General features: G+C 69.5%; 18 protein-coding genes. 12 read left to right on the top strand and 6 right to left on the bottom strand.

All coding sequences use genetic code 11. The annotated features are described in order from the left end of the window. Nucleotides 1–20: 20 nt before the first annotated feature. The 5 genes from rplQ to ACZ6O0_RS22490 all read left to right on the top strand — a co-directional run bounded on the left by rplQ (nt 21) and on the right by ACZ6O0_RS22490 (nt 3,490). Entirely contained in the window at nt 21–722 is a 702-nt protein-coding gene (gene rplQ, locus ACZ6O0_RS22510; protein ID WP_465766915.1) for a 50S ribosomal protein L17, sunset domain variant, read from the top strand. Nucleotides 723–787: 65 nt separating this feature from the next. Continuing rightward, complete coding sequence (truA, locus tag ACZ6O0_RS22505; protein WP_465766914.1) at nt 788–1,600, top strand: tRNA pseudouridine(38-40) synthase TruA; 813 nt, start codon at nt 788–790, stop codon at nt 1,598–1,600. Next, entirely contained in the window at nt 1,593–2,204 is a 612-nt protein-coding gene (locus ACZ6O0_RS22500) for a class I SAM-dependent methyltransferase (protein WP_465766913.1), read from the top strand. Before truA ends, ACZ6O0_RS22500 begins: the two co-directional genes overlap by 8 nt. 16 nt (nt 2,205–2,220) lie before the next feature. Next, complete coding sequence (locus ACZ6O0_RS22495) at nt 2,221–2,742, top strand: SigE family RNA polymerase sigma factor (RefSeq protein WP_465766912.1); 522 nt, start codon at nt 2,221–2,223, stop codon at nt 2,740–2,742. Further along, nucleotides 2,735–3,490 carry a hypothetical protein gene (locus ACZ6O0_RS22490; RefSeq protein WP_465766911.1) on the top strand — a complete coding sequence of 252 codons (756 nt, stop codon included), beginning with the start codon at nt 2,735–2,737 and terminating at the stop codon, nt 3,488–3,490. Before ACZ6O0_RS22495 ends, ACZ6O0_RS22490 begins: the two co-directional genes overlap by 8 nt. On the opposite strand, the gene ACZ6O0_RS22485 is transcribed toward ACZ6O0_RS22490, so the two are convergent. After that, complete coding sequence (locus tag ACZ6O0_RS22485) at nt 3,429–4,403, bottom strand: hypothetical protein (protein ID WP_465766910.1); 975 nt, start codon at nt 4,401–4,403, stop codon at nt 3,429–3,431. The two genes, ACZ6O0_RS22490 and ACZ6O0_RS22485, sit on opposite strands and share 62 nt — an antisense overlap. Before the next feature lie 80 nt (nt 4,404–4,483). On the opposite strand from ACZ6O0_RS22485, the gene ACZ6O0_RS22480 reads away from it, so the two are divergent. Together ACZ6O0_RS22480 and ACZ6O0_RS22475 are read left to right on the top strand one after the other, a co-directional pair. Then, nucleotides 4,484–6,166, top strand: a complete 1,683-nt coding sequence (locus ACZ6O0_RS22480) for an ABC-F family ATP-binding cassette domain-containing protein (protein WP_465766909.1) — start codon at nt 4,484–4,486, stop codon at nt 6,164–6,166. Nucleotides 6,167–6,205: 39 nt separating this feature from the next. Further along, on the top strand, nt 6,206–7,957 hold the full coding sequence (locus tag ACZ6O0_RS22475) for a hypothetical protein (RefSeq protein WP_465766908.1): 1,752 nt from the start codon (nt 6,206–6,208) through the stop codon (nt 7,955–7,957). Here the strand turns inward: ACZ6O0_RS22475 and ACZ6O0_RS22470 are convergent. Next, nucleotides 7,954–8,946, bottom strand: coding sequence for a glycoside hydrolase family 18 protein (locus ACZ6O0_RS22470; RefSeq protein ID WP_465766907.1), 993 nt, complete (start codon nt 8,944–8,946; stop codon nt 7,954–7,956). The genes ACZ6O0_RS22475 and ACZ6O0_RS22470 overlap by 4 nt on opposite strands. Continuing rightward, nucleotides 8,943–9,491: a TetR/AcrR family transcriptional regulator gene (locus tag ACZ6O0_RS22465; RefSeq protein ID WP_465766906.1), complete on the bottom strand. Its 549-nt coding sequence runs from the start codon at nt 9,489–9,491 to the stop codon at nt 8,943–8,945. The genes ACZ6O0_RS22470 and ACZ6O0_RS22465 overlap by 4 nt, the downstream gene beginning before the upstream one ends. Before the next feature lie 121 nt (nt 9,492–9,612). On the opposite strand from ACZ6O0_RS22465, the gene ACZ6O0_RS22460 reads away from it, so the two are divergent. Further along, on the top strand, nt 9,613–10,068 hold the full coding sequence (locus ACZ6O0_RS22460; protein WP_465766905.1) for a nuclear transport factor 2 family protein: 456 nt from the start codon (nt 9,613–9,615) through the stop codon (nt 10,066–10,068). A 72-nt stretch (nt 10,069–10,140) separates the two neighbouring features. Here the strand turns inward: ACZ6O0_RS22460 and ACZ6O0_RS22455 are convergent, their stop codons facing one another. Next, a complete protein-coding gene (locus ACZ6O0_RS22455; RefSeq protein WP_465766904.1) occupies nt 10,141–10,944 on the bottom strand; it encodes an SDR family NAD(P)-dependent oxidoreductase in 804 nt (267 codons plus the stop codon). A 359-nt stretch (nt 10,945–11,303) separates the two neighbouring features. Next, nucleotides 11,304–12,590: a citrate synthase gene (locus tag ACZ6O0_RS22450; RefSeq protein WP_465766903.1), complete on the bottom strand. Its 1,287-nt coding sequence runs from the start codon at nt 12,588–12,590 to the stop codon at nt 11,304–11,306. Nucleotides 12,591–12,866: 276 nt separating this feature from the next. On the opposite strand from ACZ6O0_RS22450, the gene rplM reads away from it, so the two are divergent. The 4 genes from rplM to ilvY are packed head-to-tail and all read left to right on the top strand — an operon-like array spanning nt 12,867 to nt 16,057. Further along, nucleotides 12,867–13,310 carry a 50S ribosomal protein L13 gene (gene rplM, locus ACZ6O0_RS22445; RefSeq protein ID WP_465766902.1) on the top strand — a complete coding sequence of 148 codons (444 nt, stop codon included), beginning with the start codon at nt 12,867–12,869 and terminating at the stop codon, nt 13,308–13,310. A gap of 35 nt (nt 13,311–13,345) precedes the next feature. Next, nucleotides 13,346–13,867, top strand: a complete 522-nt coding sequence (gene rpsI, locus ACZ6O0_RS22440; protein WP_465766901.1) for a 30S ribosomal protein S9 — start codon at nt 13,346–13,348, stop codon at nt 13,865–13,867. A gap of 7 nt (nt 13,868–13,874) precedes the next feature. Next, entirely contained in the window at nt 13,875–15,221 is a 1,347-nt protein-coding gene (gene glmM, locus ACZ6O0_RS22435; protein ID WP_465766900.1) for a phosphoglucosamine mutase, read from the top strand. A 5-nt stretch (nt 15,222–15,226) separates the two neighbouring features. Continuing rightward, a complete protein-coding gene (ilvY, locus tag ACZ6O0_RS22430) occupies nt 15,227–16,057 on the top strand; it encodes an HTH-type transcriptional activator IlvY (RefSeq protein ID WP_465766899.1) in 831 nt (276 codons plus the stop codon). Here the strand turns inward: ilvY and ACZ6O0_RS22425 are convergent. Then, nucleotides 15,981–17,036 carry a LacI family DNA-binding transcriptional regulator gene (locus tag ACZ6O0_RS22425; RefSeq protein ID WP_465766898.1) on the bottom strand — a complete coding sequence of 352 codons (1,056 nt, stop codon included), beginning with the start codon at nt 17,034–17,036 and terminating at the stop codon, nt 15,981–15,983. The two genes, ilvY and ACZ6O0_RS22425, sit on opposite strands and share 77 nt — an antisense overlap. Nucleotides 17,037–17,101: the final 65 nt, after the last annotated feature.

The following is a 17,101-nucleotide window of genomic DNA, read 5'->3' as shown; positions in this document are numbered from 1 at the left end:
AATCCTTTCTGGAGTAAGAGATGCCTACCCCCACCAAGGGTGCCCGGCTGGGCGGCAGCCCGGCGCACGAGAAGCTGATCCTCAGCAACCTCGCGACGTCGCTGTTCGAGCACGGCGCCATCACCACCACCGCGGCCAAGGCCAAGCGCCTGCAGCCGCTGGCGGAGTCGATGATCACCAAGGCGAAGCGTGGTGACCTGAACTCCCGCCGCCAGGTGATGAAGCGGATCAAGGACAAGAGCGTCGTGCACGTGCTCTTCACCGAGATCGGCGAGCGGTACGCCGACCGTCCGGGCGGCTACACCCGGATCACCAAGCTCGGCCCGCGCAAGGGCGACAACGCCCCGATGGTGAAGATCGAGCTGGTCGAGGCGCTGGCCGACTCGCCGAAGGCGAAGAAGACCGCCGCCAAGAAGGCGCCGGCCAAGAAGGCCGCCGCCCCGCAGGCGGAGGACAAGGTCGAGGACGTCCAGGACGAGAAGGTCCAGGATGTTGTCGCGGGCAAGTACGAGGGCTCGGCCGCGCCGAACGCCGACGGCTCCGCGCCGGCCGGCTTCGACATCAAGGGCAACGAGAACTCGATGAAGTACCACACCACCGAGTCCCCGTGGTACGAGCAGACCGAGGCCGAGGTCTGGTTCAAGACCGAGGCGGACGCCGAGGCGGCCGGCTTCACCAAGGCCGGCGAGACCGAGGACGACACGTCCGAGGACGACAAGTAACACCTCAGCTCCACGCAGCGCCCCTCACCGCACGGTGAGGGGCGCTGTTTGCGTTAGATTGCCGTGTGCGTTGGCGGATAGACCTGAGGTACGACGGAACGGCCTTCCACGGCTGGGCTCGTCAGGAGGGCCTCCGGACCGTGCAGGGTGTGCTGGAGGAGACCCTCCGCGTCGTCCTGCGGCTGCCCGAACCGCTGACCGTGACGTGCGCCGGCCGGACCGACACCGGCGTACACGCTCGCGGTCAGGTCACCCATGTGGATGTCGAAGGCGCTGTAGAGCCGCTGAGGCTGCTCAGAAGCCTGAACGGTGTCCTGCCAGCGGATGTGGCTGTCACGGCCGTCAGAGCGGCTCCAGAGGGCTTTGACGCCCGATTCTCCGCCCTGGCCCGTCGGTACGTGTACCGCCTGTGTGACGACCCGGCCGGCTGGGACCCGCTCACCCGGGGTCAGGTCCTGCGAGTGGGCCGCCCACTGGACGTGGATCGGATGAATGCTGCCGCCGCCGAATTGCTCGGTGAGCACGACTTCGCGGCCTTCTGCAAGAAGCGGGAGGGCGCCAGCACGGTACGGGCGCTCCTGGAGTACTCGTGGCGGCGCACGGCTCCGGGCCGGCTGGAGGGCACGGTGATCGCGGATGCCTTCTGTCACTCGATGGTCCGTGCTCTGGTGGGCTCGATGATCCCCGTGGGTGACGGACGGCGTGACGTCGACTGGCCGGCCGCCGTACTGGCCGGGAAGGTGCGGGACTCGGCGGTGTCCGTGCTGCCCGCGCACGGGCTCACACTGGAGGAAGTGCGCTACCCGGCCGATGAAGAGCTGGCCGCTCGGGCTCTGCAGGCCCGTCAGGTCAGGGGAGAGGTGCACCAGCGTGGCTGACCACTACTTCTCCGCGGAGCCCGGCTCCGCGGACGTACGCCGTACTGTCGAGGCCCGGATCTGGGGACGCGAGTACACGTTCACCACCGCGACCGGAGTGTTCTCCCGGGACCGCCTCGACATAGGTACGGCGGTGTTGCTGCGCGAGGTGGATCCGCCGACCGGTTCCGGCACGTTCCTCGACCTGGGGACCGGCTACGGGCCGATCGCGTGCGCACTGGCCGTGGAGTCGGAGGCGACCGTCTGGGCGGTCGACGTGAACACCCGGGCGCTCGAGCTGACCGGGGAGAACGCGCGGAAGGCCGGAGTGGCGGACCGCGTGCACCCGGTGCTGCCGGACGGCGTACCGGCGGAGGTGGTCTTCGACCAGATCTGGTCGAACCCGGCGATCCACATCGGCAAGCCCGAGCTGCACAAGATGCTGCTGCACTGGCTGGCTCGCCTTGCCCCCGGTGGCGTGGCATGGTTCGTCGTCGGCAAGAACCTCGGTGGCGACTCGCTGCAGCGCTGGATGACCGAGCAGGGCTACCCCTGCGAGCGGGTCGGCAGCGCGAAGGGGTTCCGGGTCCTGCGTGCAACGAACGCGGGACCAGCGCCGTCCTGAGGGTATGGAGGCAGCCTTGGCGGCAGCGGAGGCACGGACAGACTCGCTCGACTTCGAGCTGTGGGTGACCGAGAAGGCAGATGCACTGCTGCGGTTCGCCTATGTCCTCACAGGCGACAAGAGCCTGGCGGAGGACGCTGTCCAGGATGCCCTGACGACGGCCTGTGCCCGGTGGAGCCGGGTGAGCCGCGCCGACGATCCCGAGGCTTACGTGAAACGGATGGTGGTGAACGCGCACATCTCCTGGTGGCGGCGGTTCCGCCGGCGCGAGGCGCCGACGGACGATCCCGTCCGGACCGCCCTGGCCGCGCCCGACGGGACGGCCGCGCGGGCCGAGTCCGACGCCGTCTGGGAACTGTGCGCGACGCTGCCGGACAAGCAGCGGGCGGCCGTCGTACTGCGCTTCTACGAGGAGCTCTCGTACGCCGAGATCGGTGCGCTGCTGCACTGCGCCGAGGCGACCGCCCGGTCGCACGTCCATCGAGCCCTCGCGGCACTGAAGACCACGCTGAGCACGGAAGGAGCCGAAGATGCCTGAGCACGATCCTGAGCAGGAGCTCGGCCCCAAGATCGCGTCAGCGTTCCAGAGCCAGGCCGACAGCGCCGGTGAGCTGCGGGGCCGAGGGATGGCGTCCGAGGCGCGGCGGCGGGTCCGCAAGCGGCGGCAGGCGCGGACCATGGCCGCTGCGGCCGTGGTGGTGGCGGTTGCCATCGGCGGAGTGTGGAACCTGGCCGGCGGTGGCGCACCGGTCGCCTCGAACTCGAGCGACAGCAGCGGCCAGAGTGAGGCGTCCAGCGCCGACAAGGGGACGCAGGGTCTGGTTCCGCCGAAGGCCGCAGTGAGCTGTCCGGCCGAACACCCGATTCTCAAGGCCGACGGGCCGAACGCCGTACCGGCCGGGCTCGACCTGAACACTCCGGTGCTCGGGCTGCAGGCATGCCGCTACCAGCTCACCACGGGTGCTCTGCTCGGACAGCAGGGGTTCAGTGCGGAGGTCGCGCAGCAGGTGGTCGACGCGATCAAGGTGCTGCCGGAACGCAACCCGGCGCTGCCGGTGTTCAAGTGTGCGCCGCAGACCGCGAAACCGTCGGAGGCGATCGTGCTGCGGTTCGACACGGCGGCAGGCATCCGTGAGATCTGGGTCGAGTACGACGGCTGTGAGTCGGCCGGCTTCTTCACCGGCACCCACACCTACGGCCTGTACGCCGCTCCGCTGAAGCTCTTCATGACCGGGACGGTCCGTCCGCCGGGCGGGACCTATCTAAGTGCCTTGAAGGACTGGTGACCGGCGCGGCCGCCGCGGCCGCTTGTCCGTTGGTCTGGCCGGGGTGGCCTTCGCCGAGGAACTGCTGCAGGTGACGCGCTTCGTTCTGCCAGTCGCGGTAGTGCTGCTCGACGTGGTTGAGGGTGCCGTTCACCGCGGCGACCGTCTGCTGTCCGATCTCATGACCGGTGATCGCCTTCGAGACCTCGTCCCGCTCGGAGTCGTGCACCGCCTTCAGCGGAGCGAAGTTCGAGCGCATCGCCTGCACCAACTGCCCGCGCACCGCGGCCCGGTGCTCCTCGGGCATCAGACCGCCCAGGCGCTGGTTGATCACGAAGTCGGCCGCCGCGTTCCAGCGCTGGGCGCGGCCGGTGGCCGACAGGTTCTGCCGGACGTAGTCGGCGTCGGTCCGGCCGAGTTCGGCGAGACCGTTGACGATCTGGTCGGTGCCGGCCGTGTACGCCGGCGAACTGTCGTCCTGCTCGCGGCCGACCAGACCTGGCACGACCTGGTCCATCCGGATGTCCCGGATCACGTCGTCGGTGGTCCGTTGCGCGAAGTCCTCGGCCAGCCCTTCCTCCAGCGACACCACGTCCGGTGCGTACAGCTCGGCCGCCTCGGGAGCCTCCAGGTCGCCGGGCCAGCTGGTCAGGTGCTTGGACTCGTGGACGACGGTCGCCACGCCGGACCGGAGCTCGTCGAGCTCACCTTCGTCCAGCTGCTCGCCGCGGTACGCCTTGGCGGCCAGGTCCAGGATCTCCCGGCTGACCGCGAGGCCGCCGTCCTCCAGCGCGGAGCCGGCGTGCTCCGGCTCGACGAAGACCTGACCGTTCCACCGCGAGGCCACACCGGCGCGTTGCTCGGTGGCTCGAACGATGGCCGCCACCCATTGGTACTCGAACGAGTCCGGATGGACGCCGACGGCCGTCACCATCGCGCGGTCCCCGGGTTCGTTCGCACGATCGCCCACGATAACTGTTCGCTTGCCGGGGGCTCGGCCGTCAGACTGGTGGGATGGGTCACGTGGATGTCGCCGGGGTGGGCTACGAGCTGCCGGACGGGCGGGTGTTGCTGGACGACATCACGTTCCGGGTCGGGGACGGGGCCAAGGTCGCCCTTGTCGGGGCGAACGGCTCGGGCAAGACGACGCTGACCAGGATCATCGCCGGCGACCTGAAACCGCACAGCGGCAGCATCTCGCGGTCCGGCGGGCTGGGCGTGATGCGCCAGTTCGTCGGCTCGGTCCGGGACTCGTCGACCGTGCGGGACCTGCTGCTCGGCGTCGCGCCGGACGCGATCCGGGAGGCCGCCGCCAAGCTGGACAAGGCCGAGCTGGCGATGATGGAGGCCGACGACGAGAAGACCCAGCTCAAGTACGCCCAGGCGGTGGCGGACTGGGGCGAGGTCGGCGGGTACGACGCCGAGGTCCTCTGGGACGTGTGTACGACGGCCGCCCTCGGCGTACCGTTCGACCGCTGCCGCTGGCGCGAGGTGAAGACGCTGTCCGGCGGTGAGCAGAAGCGCCTGGTCCTGGAGGCCCTGCTGCGCGGCCCGGACGAGGTCCTGATGCTCGACGAGCCGGACAACTACCTCGACGTGCCCGGCAAGCGGTGGCTGGAGGACCAGCTCCGCAGCACCGACAAGACCGTGCTCTACATCAGCCACGACCGCGAGCTGCTGGCCAACACCGCCACCCGGATCGTCACCGTGGAGCTAGGTGCCGCAGGCAACAATGCCTGGACGCACGGCGGTGGCTTCCGGACGTACCACGAGGCCCGGCAGCACCGGTTCGAGCGGTTCGAGGAGCTGCGCAAGCGGTGGGACGAGGAGCACGCGAAGCTCCGGGCCCAGATGCTGATGTACAAGCAGAAGGCGGCGTACAACTCCGACATGGCCTCGCGCTACCGGGCCTCGCAGACCCGGCTGCGCAAGTTCGAGGAGGCCGGCCCGCCGCAGGCGCTGCCGCGCGAGCAGAAGGTCAGCATGCGGCTGACCGGCGGCCGCACCGGCAAGCGTGCGGTCGTCTGCAGCCGCCTGGAGCTGACCGGCCTGATGAAGCCCTTCGACCTGGAGGTCTGGTACGGCGAACGCGTCGCGGTACTCGGATCGAACGGCTCGGGGAAGTCGCACTTCCTCCGGCTGCTCGCCAACGGCGGGTCGGACCCGGACGTGGAGCACCAGCCGATCGGCGACGTGGAGATCGCGCCGGTCGCGCACACCGGCAACGCCAAGCTCGGTGCGCGCGTACGCCCGGGCTGGTTCGCGCAGACCCATGAGCACCCGGAGCTGGTCGGCCGGACCTTGCTGGAGATCCTGCACCGCGGTGACGAGCACCGCGAGGGCATGGGTCGCGAGCTGGCCTCGCGGAAACTGGACCGGTACGAGCTGGCTCACGCGGCCGAGCAGAGCTTCGACAGTCTGTCCGGCGGGCAGCAGGCCCGGTTCCAGATCCTCCTGCTCGAGCTGTCCGGCGCGACGCTGCTCCTGCTCGACGAGCCGACGGACAACCTCGACGTCGAGTCGGCGGAGGCCCTGGAGGAAGGTCTGGACTCGTTCGACGGCACTGTCCTGGCGGTCACCCACGACCGCTGGTTCGCCCGTGGCTTCGACCGGCACCTCGTCTTCGGCGCCGACGGCTCGGTCTACGAGTCCGACGAACCGGTCTGGGACGAAGGCCGGGTCGAACGCGCTCGCTGACCATTAAGGTTCTCCCACATCGTCGAGGGGGGAACTCGGATGACAGCTGAGCTGGCTGCCCGCTGGGCCGGCACCGTCGTACCCAGCTGGCTCTACCGCTGGCTCATGCCGGTCGGGTGGGTCGCGGCACTCGTCGTGTCGATCGCATCGGACGATCGGCCGTGCTCGGTCACCGATCCGACGGTCTGCGGCCCGGACCGGACGTTCTCGCTGGCATTGATCGCCTGCTTCGCCTCGCTGGTCCTGTGGTGGTGGCAGCCCGCCCTGGCTGGGACCGCCGGACTGGTGTTCCTCGTCCTGGAGCTGCGGTACGACGATGTGGCCGGTGCACGGACCGCGTGGACGGTGTACGCCGCCGGCTGCGCGGTCCTGCTGATCTGGCTGGTCCTCAGCCATCGCCGGCAGCGGGCTCTGACCGCGGGGCTGCCGAGGAGACCGGTGATGGTCCCGGCCGCGCGGCCGCCCGGCTTCACCGGCCGGCTCGGCGTCGCCGGCGTACTGGTGCTCGTGGGAGCGGCTGCCCTCGGCGTGATGAACTGGCAGACCCAGCGGGAGGAAGCGCACATCTGGCGGGCGATCGAGCAGACGGCCGTGGCCGGCGGCTACACCGACGACGGCGATCTGCGGCTCAAGCTGCCGGACGGCAGCACCAGCACGGTCACTGTCATCGACGACTACCCGCCCGGGACGATGGTTCCGGTGCTCATCGATCCCGTCGACCGCGACTGGATCCGGTTGCAGGCCGAGCCCTCGGACTACACCCCGTGGTACACGGTCGCCGGCGGTGCCTGGGCGCTGGCGATCCTCTTGGTGCTCCGCGACCTAGGGCGTCGCCGTGCTCGTCCGCGTCAGGCCTGGAGGGCGGAGGCCCTGCCGGTCCGGATCGCTCCGGACGCTTCGGCGGTCTTCGCCATCAGCTCCACCGACGGTGTGCTCCTCGGCTTCGCGAACCTCGAGCTGGACGACGAGGAGGCGGACGAGCGGTTGTTCGCCGCCATGGACGGTCTGGAGGACGAGGACGACGCTCCGGCAGCGGTCCGCCAGGAGTGGACCCACACGCTGCGGCGCTACCGGGGTGACGCCTTGCTGGTCGGTGACCTCGCCGAGGGCAGCTGGCCGACGATCCTGATCGGCGACGTTCCACTCCGGCCGATCGCGCCGCTGCGCGGACCCCGCCGTACGCCGTGGGGCCGGGAGTCCGTCGACAGCCTGGACCTCGGCGCCGATGACAGCCCACGTCCCACAACCGAGGCCAGGCTGGTGGATCCGGCTCGGGAGGTCCCCGACCTGCCCTGGACCGTGCCGCTGGAGCCGGTCGCCTGGTGGTACCGGCCGGCCCTGGCCGGTGTCCTGGTGGCCGCGCCGATTGCTGTGGCAGCACTGGCGATCTGGGGCGAACGGGTTCCGGGGATCGGCCTCATCGTGGGGGCCGGCTATCTGATCCGCTACCTGAACGAGCACATCTTCTACCGGGTGGTCGCGTCGGCGACCGAGCTGCGGGTGCGAGCGGGCTGGTTCGATCGGGTGCAGGCGTGGCAGTCCGTCGATTCGGTCGAGGTTTCCGGCGACCGGGTGACGGTGCGATCAGGTGGCGAGTGGCATGTGATCGGAGGGCTTGCGCCAGGGCAGGCGATGCGGGTGGCCGCCGTACTGGAGACTCTGCGGGTCAGAGCGCGTCATGGTCTCTCCACGCCGCCGGGCCGACGTCGAGCCACGCCTTTCCTCGCGACTGAAGGACTGCACGCTGTGGTGTGCGCCGTTCTGCTGCTGATCCTCTGGGGCCCGTTCTAGGGCGCGATGCACCAGCCGTCGCGGTACGCCGCCCAGTGGGCCGGTGTGGCGGTGAAGTCGACGTACAGGGCCAGACCGAAGTTCTGCCGGTTCGACGTGCCCAGTCCGAGGCGGGCGCCCCGTACCGCGGCCTGGACCGTCTCCGCGTGGCCCCAGTGCGACGGATTGCTCTCCCAGTACGCCGGGAGTCCCATCAGCAGGTCCGTCGACGGGGGAGTGACCTCCAGCGCGAGCTTGGTCTGCTTGGCGACATAGCCGCCGTACAAGGACTCCAGCGGCATGCCGGTGTCGTACGACATCACCGCGATCTGCTCGACGCGCCGGGCCACCTCGCCGAAGTAGTCCTGCGACCACCACTTCCCCAAGGCGTTCAGATGCCAGAGTGGGTCGATCTGCGCCGCCGCAACGGACAGGGGTACGCCGCGGCCGGCGGTCAGCACATGTGTTTCGTCCAGTACGGCGAGGAAACCTTTCGAGCCGGAGCGCACCGGCTCGAAGTCGAAGTGGATGCCCTGGAAGCCCTGGTCCAGTACGGCGGCCGAGGACGCGACCACTCGCTTCCGCACGGCCGGGTCGTCCAGATCCATGCCGGGGTTCTTCACCGGCTGGACGACGTCGCCCAGCCACGCCTGCACCCGGACACCGGGGGCCGCGGCGTGTATCGCCGCCACGAACCACGCGGCCCGCGGCGAGATCTTTGCCAAGGGCAACGATCCGTCGTGCTCCAGCGGACCGGTGTGCACGTACAGGTCCCGGATCCCGGTGCCATCGAGCTGCTTGGCCAGCGCGCTGACGTCAGCCGTCGTCTTCCGGCCGTCCACCCAGGCATGGCCCAGCCAGATCGCGTCGTGGTTCCGTGTCCGGGCCTCCGCTGAGGGCTCACCGGCGTACGCCAGCCGCAAGGAGATCGGGTACGCCGACAGCAGCAGGACGAAGGCGAGCACGACCGCCAGTACGACGCGGCGCCGACGGCACCATCGTCGCCTCACGAACGCGGCTTCAGTCCGTCGTAGATCAGGGCGAGCATCCGGTCTCGCGCATCCGGCTCGAGCCCGACCGCGGTCGCGCCGCGCGAGGCGCCGATCAGCAGGGCGTAGACCTCGGCGAACCCGGTATCGGTCCGCACGGCGCCGGCGTGCTGTGCCCGCTTGAGCAGCCCGTCGAACGCCTCCCGCATGCCGCGGCCGGCTTCGTGGGTGTTCTCGCCGGCCTCCTTGCCGGCCGAGGTCAGCGCCTCCGCGATCGCCAGCTTCGACGCGGCCTCCGACACGACCTGGGTGAAGAAACCGAAGAACGCCGTACCGGGGTCGTCGCTGTCCGCCAGCTCCAGCGCCCGGTCGCGCAGCCGCTCCAGCCGCAGCGCGAGCACGGCCTCGAGCAGCTCGGTCTTGGTGGGGAAGTGCCGGAACACGGTCGCGATCCCGACGCCGGCCAGCCGCGCCACGTCGTCGGTGGATGCGCTCGGCGACCGCCCGAAGACCTCGTCCGCCGCGGTCATGATCCGGGCCCGGTTGTCCCGCGCGTCTGCTCGCACCCTGCTCCCCTTCGTCGCCCCTCAGCCTAGGAGACGCGCCGGACCACGCCCGGGTTGTAAACGAAGTCACCACTCCGTATATTCGGAGTCGTCACTCCATTTAACTCCGTGAGGAAACCCGATGACTCCCGAAGAGGTCTTCCTGAAGCTCGTCCACGGCGTCGCCGACCGCGATTTCGCCGTCCTGCCGGAGCTGTACGCCGAGCAGACCGACGTCCGCCACCCGATGAACCCGTACGGCGACCACCCGCTGCTGTCCCGGGACGCGCTCCGCGAGCACTTCGGCGGGACCGGCCCCCGGGTCACCGAGGTGGTCCGGTTCCAGCCGGAGAACATCCGGGTCCACCAGACCACCGACCCCGAGGTGGTCGTCGCCGAGTTCGAGTACGCCGGGACCGTGATCGCGACCGGCGAGCCGTTCACCGTGCCCGGCATCTTCGTGCTGCGGGTCCGCGACGGCCTGATCGTCGAGTCCCGCGACTACATCGACCACCTGGCGATGATCCGCGCCCGCGGCCAGGTCGACGCCCTGGTCGAGAAACTCCGGGAACCAGCCGCCGCCCCGGCCGCGTCATAGCCGGCAGAGGCGCCAGATGGCCCCGGACCGAGGCACCATGCCCGCCCGGGGCCATCTCCAATTCACCGGGCATCAGCCAGGGTCGGTGAAGGCGCACTCCTTCGCGAGGTCGCTGGTGCGCACGACCTGGCCGGTGTGGCTGATGACATCGGGGTCGGCGGCGAGGGCTGCTACTGCTCGGCCCACGAAGAGCGGGGACTCCGAGTCGGAGAGGTCGAAGTACTCGGCTGCGCGGAGGACCGACTCGGTGCGGACCAGGCCCGGGTAGAGCGAGACCGCGGTGACGCCGTGGTCGCGGAGTTCGTGGGCCATGCAGGCGACCAGGTGGTCGGTGGCCGCCTTCGCCGCGCCGTACGCGACGCCGGTGTCGGTCTTCACGGCGCCCTCCGAGGAGATGTTGACGATCAGTCCCGAGCCCTGGGCGACCATCGTCGGCGCCGCGGCCACCGTGGTCACGTAATGGGCGCGCACACCGGCCGCGAACGCCGAGTCCCAGCGCTCGATCGGCTGGGTCCAGAAGCCGGCCTCCTCCCAGAACGGCGTGCCGTCCCAGAAGTACTCGTAACCACCCCAGACGTTGTTCACCAGTACGTCGAGACGCCCGGCCTCCTCCACCACCTGCCGGACGGCCCGCCTGGTCTGCTCGTCGTCCCGGTGGTCGCAGCCGATCGCCACCCCGCGCCCGCCGAGCGCCGTCACCTCCTCAGCCGTCTCCTGCACCGTCCCCGGCAACGGCGTCGGCTGCGCCCCGCCGATCCCCGTCCGCCCCGTGACATACACAGTCGCCCCCTGCTCCCCGAGCCCGAGCGCGATCCCCTTCCCCACCCCACGACTGGCCCCACTCACCAGCGCAACCTTCCCCACCAACGATCCCATCCCCCGAACCTAACCGCTCCCCCCACTTAACGCAGCCACTGCCAGCCCACCCCTCCGAGCCGTACATCCGGCCGGCAACAACAACCACCAAGTCGCGAGATCCGCCCCAAACACGCCGCCCACAAACCCCAAACCCACGACTCTGCCCCACGACGGACCCGTCCGGTGCACTTCTCGTGGGCTGGCGGGAGTCAGCCGTCAGGTGATCAGGTTTCTCGCGCCGATCAGGTCCGCCGGGCAGCGGTCCGCGCACGCCGCCGGAGGCGGCCGAGGGGCAGCCGCCGCGGAGCGGTGTCGTTTGCTGGTGTTCTCCAACAGAAAACGGCCCCTCGGATGAGGGGCCGTTCTGGGTGGATGGGTCAGCGGTCGCCCATCGGGACGTACTGGACGCCTCGGGCGCCGGTGTAGATCTGCTTGGGGCGGGCGATCTTCTGGTCGCCGTCGCCGAGCATCTCCAGCCACTGGGCCAGCCAGCCCGAGGTGCGCGGGATGGCGAACAGGACGGTGAACATCTCCGGCGGGAAGGACAGGGCCTCGTAGATCAGGCCGGAGTAGAAGTCCACGTTCGGGTAGAGCTTGCGGGAGACGAAGTACTCGTCCTCGAGCGCGATCTTCTCCAGCTCGACGGCGATCTTCAGCAGCGGGTTGATGCCCGTCACCTCGAACACGTCGTCGGCTGCCTTCTTGATGATCTTGGCCCGCGGGTCGTAGTTCTTGTAGACCCGGTGGCCGAAGCCCATCAGCCGCTCCTCGCCGGCCTTCACACCCTCGATGAACGAGGGCACGTGGTCGACCGAGCCGATCCGGCGGAGCATCTTCAGCACGGCCTCGTTGGCGCCGCCGTGCAGCGGGCCGTAGAGCGCGCCGATGCCGCCGGCAACCGCGGTGTACGGGTCGACCTGGGTGGAGCCGATCGCCCGGACCGCGTTGGTGGAGGCGTTCTGCTCGTGGTCGGCGTGCAGGATGAACAGGATCTCCAGCGCCCGCACCAGGCGATCGTCGGAGGCGTACTTGGGCTCGCTCATCTTGAACAGCATCGACAGGAAGTTCGCCGTGTAGCTGAGCTCGTTGTCCGGGTACACGTACGGCTTGCCCTGGGCGTGCCGGAACGCGAACGCGCCGAGGGTCGGCATCTTCGCGATCAGCCGCCGGATCTGCAGGGCCCGGGACTCCTCGTCGAAGACGTTGCGCGACTCGGGGTAGAAGGTGGACAGCGCCCCGACCGACGCGAGCAGCATCCCCATCGGGTGCGCGTCGTAGCGGAAGCCCTGCATGAACGTCTTCAGGTTCTCGTGCACGAACGTGTGATACGTCACGTCGTGCGCCCAGGCCTCGTACTCCGCCTTGTTCGGCAGCGTGCCGTTCACCAGCAGATAGGCCACTTCGAGGTAGTTGGACTGCTCGGCGAGCTGCTCGATCGGGTAGCCGCGGTACTCCAGGATGCCCTTGTCGCCGTCGATGAAGGTGACGGAGGAGCGGCACGAGGCGGTGTTGACGAAGCCGGGGTCGTAGGTGGCGAGCCCGCCGTCGCCGTCGGATGCGCTGATCTGCTTGAGGTCGGCGGCACGGATGGTGCCATCGGTGATGGCAAGGTCGAAGTCCTTGCCGGTCCGGTTGTCCCGGACGGTGAGCGACTGTTCGGTCACAATGCCCTCTTCGGAAGCTGGCGTCATCGCCTGGATGAATGAGGGTAAGTCAGCCGGCGGGACGCGGGTTCGGACTGCAATCTTCACCGCTAAACTAGTGCTGTCCTCAGCTCGTTCCAAGCCGGGGGCTCCTGAGCGCCTGGGCTCGCTTTGACCCCGGGACGCCGTCGCCGGTATTCTGGGCTGCTGTTGTGCGTTCCAGGTCCTTGCCACGTCGGCGGACCGCTCGCCGACGTACCAGTTTTGTCAACCTCTGAGAAACGAAGGTCAACGACCGTGCGCACGTACAGCCCGAAGCCTGCTGACGTCACCCGTGAGTGGCACGTGATCGACGCCACCGACGTCACGCTCGGTCGGCTTGCCGTCCAGATCGCCACCCTGCTGCGTGGCAAGCACAAGCCGACGTTCGCGCCGCACGTGGACGGCGGTGACTTCGTCGTCGTCATCAACGCCTCCAAGATCGCCCTGTCCGGCACCAAGCGGACGGACAAGCTGGCGTACCGCCACTCGGGTCACCCGGGTGGTCTGACGGCGACGCCGATCGGCGAGATCCTCGACAAGGACCCGCGCAAGGCCGTCGAGAAGGCCGTCTGGGGCATGCTGCCGAAGAACCGCCTGAGCCGGAAGCTGCTCACCAAGCTGAAGGTGTACGCCGGTCCGGAGCACCCGCACACGGCCCAGCAGCCGAAGCCGTTCGAGATCACCCAGATCGCCCAGTAAGCGATCGACGAGCCAGGTAAACGAGGATTCACAGCGTGAGCGACATCACCACCGAGACCGAAGCGTTCGACCCCGAGGTCCCCATCGACAGCGAGGGCCCGGTCGCCTACACCTCCGAGACGAACCCGACTCCGGAGCAGCGCGCCGAGACGGGTCGCGTCGCGGTGATCAACCCGGCCGGCGCCACCGGCCGCCGCAAGGAGGCCGTCGCCCGCGTCCGCCTCGTGCCGGGCACGGGTAACTGGACGGTCAACGGCAAGCCGCTGGACGTCTACTTCCCGAACAAGGTCCACCAGCAGCACGTGAACGAGCCGTTCGTCGTCGCGGGCCTCGAGGGTTCGTACGACGTGATCGCCCGGATCAACGGCGGTGGCATCACCGGCCAGGCCGGTGCGCTGCAGCTCGGTGTGGCCCGCTGCCTGAACGCCGCCGACGAGGAGGCGAACCGCCCGGGTCTGAAGAAGGCCGGTCTGCTCACCCGCGACGCGCGGATCAAGGAGCGGAAGAAGGCTGGTCTGAAGAAGGCCCGCAAGGCGCCGCAGTACAGCAAGCGCTGATCATCTGATGGGTCGTTTGTTCGGCACGGACGGAGTCCGTGGCCTGGCGAACGTGGACCTGACCGCGGAGCTGGCGCTCGACCTCTCGGTCGCGGCAGCTCACGTACTCGGCGAGGCCGGTGCCTTCGAAGGGCACCGGCCACGCGCCGTTGTGGGCCGGGATCCGCGTGCCAGTGGTGAGTTCCTGGAAGCCGCCGTGGTGGCCGGTCTGGCCAGCGCCGGCGTCGACGTGGTCAAGCTCGGCGTACTGCCGACGCCGGCCGTGGCCTACCTGACCGGTTCGACCGGCGCCGATCTCGGCGTGATGCTGTCCGCCAGCCACAACCCGATGCCGGACAACGGCATCAAGTTCCTGGCTCGCGGCGGGATCAAGCTGGACGACGTGATCGAGGACGCGATCGAGGCCCGGATGGGCGAGGAGTGGCAGCGCCCGACCGGCGCGGCCGTGGGGCGTGTGTTCGACGACGGGCAGGGGTTCGAGACGTATGTATCGCACCTGGTCCGCTCGGCGCCGAACCGGTTCGACGGCCTGAAGGTCGTCATCGACTGCGCCAACGGCGCCGCCTCCGAGACGGCGCCCGAGGCCTTGCGCCGGCTGGGTGCCGAGGTGATCACGTACGCCGCCGCCCCCGACGGACTGAACATCAACCTGAACTGCGGCTCCACCCACCTGGAGGGGCTGCAGCGCGAGGTGATCGGTCACCGCGCCGATCTCGGGATCGCGCTCGACGGCGACGCCGACCGCTGCCTGGCGGTGGACGCGAACGGCGAGCTCGTGGACGGCGACCAGATCCTCGCGATCCTGGCGCTGGCCATGCGCGACAGCGGCCGGTTGTCCAACGACACCGTGGTCGCGACCGTGATGAGCAACCTGGGCTTCGTCCAGGCGATGGTCCGGGAGCGGATCGCGGTCGAGCAGACCAAGGTCGGCGACCGGTACGTGCTCGAGGCAATGAAGGCCGGTGGCCACAAGCTCGGCGGTGAGCAGTCCGGGCACGTGATCCTGTCCGACCACGCCACCACCGGCGACGGCACCCTGACCGCGGTCATGCTGCTCGCCAGGCTCGCCCAGACCGGCAAGAGCCTGACCGATCTGGCCGGGGCGATGACCCGCCTGCCGCAGGTCCTGGTCAACGTGAAGAATGTCGACAAGTCCCGCGCCGGCGACGACCCGGCGGTCCAGTCCGCGGTCGCCGAAGCCACCACCCGGCTCGGCGACACCGGCCGCGTCCTGCTCCGTCCCTCCGGCACCGAGCCGCTGGTCCGGGTCATGGTCGAGGCCGAGTCCTCGGACACCGCCCACGAGATCGCCCACTCCCTCGCCGACGTGGTCGCCACCGCCCTGAAGCTGTAAACGCCGTGGAGCGCCGTGAGCTGGAGTTGTTCCTGCATCTGGCTCGCACGCTCAACTACGGACGCACCAGCCTGGAATGCCATGTCAGCGCGGCGACGCTGACGAGGACGATCCAGCGGCTCGAAGCACGCGCGGGCTCCCGGTTACTCGACCGGGGTCCGCGCGGCGTCGTACTGACCGCGGATGGTCAGCGATTCACGGCGTACGCCGAGCGCGCGCTGGCACTGTGGGACGACTATCGGGCCGGTACGGGCGAGCCCGCGGAGTTGGCCGGTGACCTGAAGATCTTCGCGACCGTCACCGCGTGCCAGGCGCTGCTGCCCGATCTGCTCGCGCCTTTGCGTGCGGCGCATCCCCAGATCCGGCTGGACATCCGCACCGGCGATGCCGCGGCCGCGCTGGCGCGGTTGGACGAGGGTGAGGTGGATGCGGCGGTTGCGGGCATCCCGAAGCGGCTGCCGCAGAGCATGGTGACGCGGACCGTTGCCGTCACCGATCTGGTTCTGGTCACGGCTCACGACAACAACAGTCCGGACGGGCCGTTCGTCGTACCTGCTCGTGGGTTGGTGCGGGAGGCGGCGTTCCGTTGGTTTCGCAAGACCGGGGTGAAGCCGGTGATCGCGGCCGAGCCAGATGGGCATGAGGCGTTGCTCGCGCTGGTGGCGCTCGGGTGCGGGACCGGCGTGGTGCCTAGGCTCGTGCTCGAATCCTCGGCGGTGCGCGAGCGCCTGGTGGAACTGCCCGCGGACCTGGAACCCCTTACGATCGGGCTTTGCGCGCGCCGGGCCGACCTCCACCGCCCTTTGATTTCCGCCCTTTGGGGCCTGCGACCGTAGCGCCCGGATAGAGCTTCGCCGGGACCAGCTGCGGTGGCAGCGGATCGGCGCCTTCCAGCTGGCGGATGAGCGCGTCGGTGCCGAGCTGGCCGAGCTCCGGACCGGGTGTCCGCATGATCGTGAGCTCGGGGTTGGTGAGCGCGGCCATTTCCGGTGCCATCAGCAACGGAAGGACCGAGATGTCGGCGGGGACCTTCCGGCCGAGGCGGTTCAGGCCGGCCACGGCCCCGAGTGCGGCGAACTCGTTGACGATCAGTACGGCGGTGGTGTCCGGGTAGTCGCGGACCAGGTCGGCCATCGCTTCCTGCCCGGCCATGGTCGATCCCGCGGACTCCATCACGACGATCTCCAGGCCGTACTCCGCGGCGACCCGGCGATACGCGGCTTCGGACCGGACGTACGGGCCGTAGGTGCTGAACAGGGGATCGTTGAGGTTGCCCGAGACCAGCACCAGTTTGCGATGGCCGAGGTCGTACAGGTGACCGACCGCGTCCTCGACCGTCCGGTCGAAGTCGATGTCGACGTGCGCGAGGCCCTCGAGGGAGCTCGTCCGCCCGATCATCGCGAACGGCGTCCGCGTCTTCTGCAGGACCGTGACGCGGGGGTCGTCGAGCTGGACCTCCATCAGGACGACCCCGTCGACCAGGCCCTGGCCGACGAGCTCGGTCAGTTCGCTGCCGTCGTTCCCGACCGGCCACAGCACCAGGTGGTAGTCCTGCTTGCGGGCCGCTTCGGCGGCGCTGGTGAAGAACTCCGCGGCGGAGAAGCCGAACTTGTGGTCGAGCGCCGGGTAGGCCATCGCAATGATGTGCGTACGCCGGCTGGCCAGCGCACGGGCCACCACATTGCGGCGGTAACCGAGGTCGGCCATCGCCCGCTCGATCTTCGCCCGGGTGGCCGCGGTCACCGGCTTGGTGTCGTTGAGCAGGAAGGACACCGTCGCGATCGAGACGCCCGCACGGTCCGCGACATCGCGCATGGTCACCATCGGATCCCGTCACTCCCTTGATTCATTTCCCACCCCACCGCCCCGATCTGAACTCT

Source organism: Kribbella sp. NPDC048837 (assembly GCF_055586945.1).
Note: the sequence above shows the minus strand (reverse complement) of the source record. Positions and strands in the feature narration are given on the sequence as shown.

Coding starts and splice junctions, on each gene's coding strand:
- rplQ (WP_465766915.1), top strand. CDS start 21: ATGCCTACCCCCACCAAGGGTGCCCGGCTGGGCGGCAGCCCGGCGCAC.
- ACZ6O0_RS22490 (WP_465766911.1), top strand. CDS start 2,735: ATGCCTGAGCACGATCCTGAGCAGGAGCTCGGCCCCAAGATCGCGTCA.
- ACZ6O0_RS22485 (WP_465766910.1), bottom strand. CDS start 4,403: ATGGTGACGGCCGTCGGCGTCCATCCGGACTCGTTCGAGTACCAATGG.
- ACZ6O0_RS22480 (WP_465766909.1), top strand. CDS start 4,484: ATGGGTCACGTGGATGTCGCCGGGGTGGGCTACGAGCTGCCGGACGGG.
- ACZ6O0_RS22475 (WP_465766908.1), top strand. CDS start 6,206: ATGACAGCTGAGCTGGCTGCCCGCTGGGCCGGCACCGTCGTACCCAGC.
- ACZ6O0_RS22460 (WP_465766905.1), top strand. CDS start 9,613: ATGACTCCCGAAGAGGTCTTCCTGAAGCTCGTCCACGGCGTCGCCGAC.
- ACZ6O0_RS22455 (WP_465766904.1), bottom strand. CDS start 10,944: ATGGGATCGTTGGTGGGGAAGGTTGCGCTGGTGAGTGGGGCCAGTCGT.
- glmM (WP_465766900.1), top strand. CDS start 13,875: ATGGGTCGTTTGTTCGGCACGGACGGAGTCCGTGGCCTGGCGAACGTG.
- ACZ6O0_RS22425 (WP_465766898.1), bottom strand. CDS start 17,036: ATGCGCGATGTCGCGGACCGTGCGGGCGTCTCGATCGCGACGGTGTCC.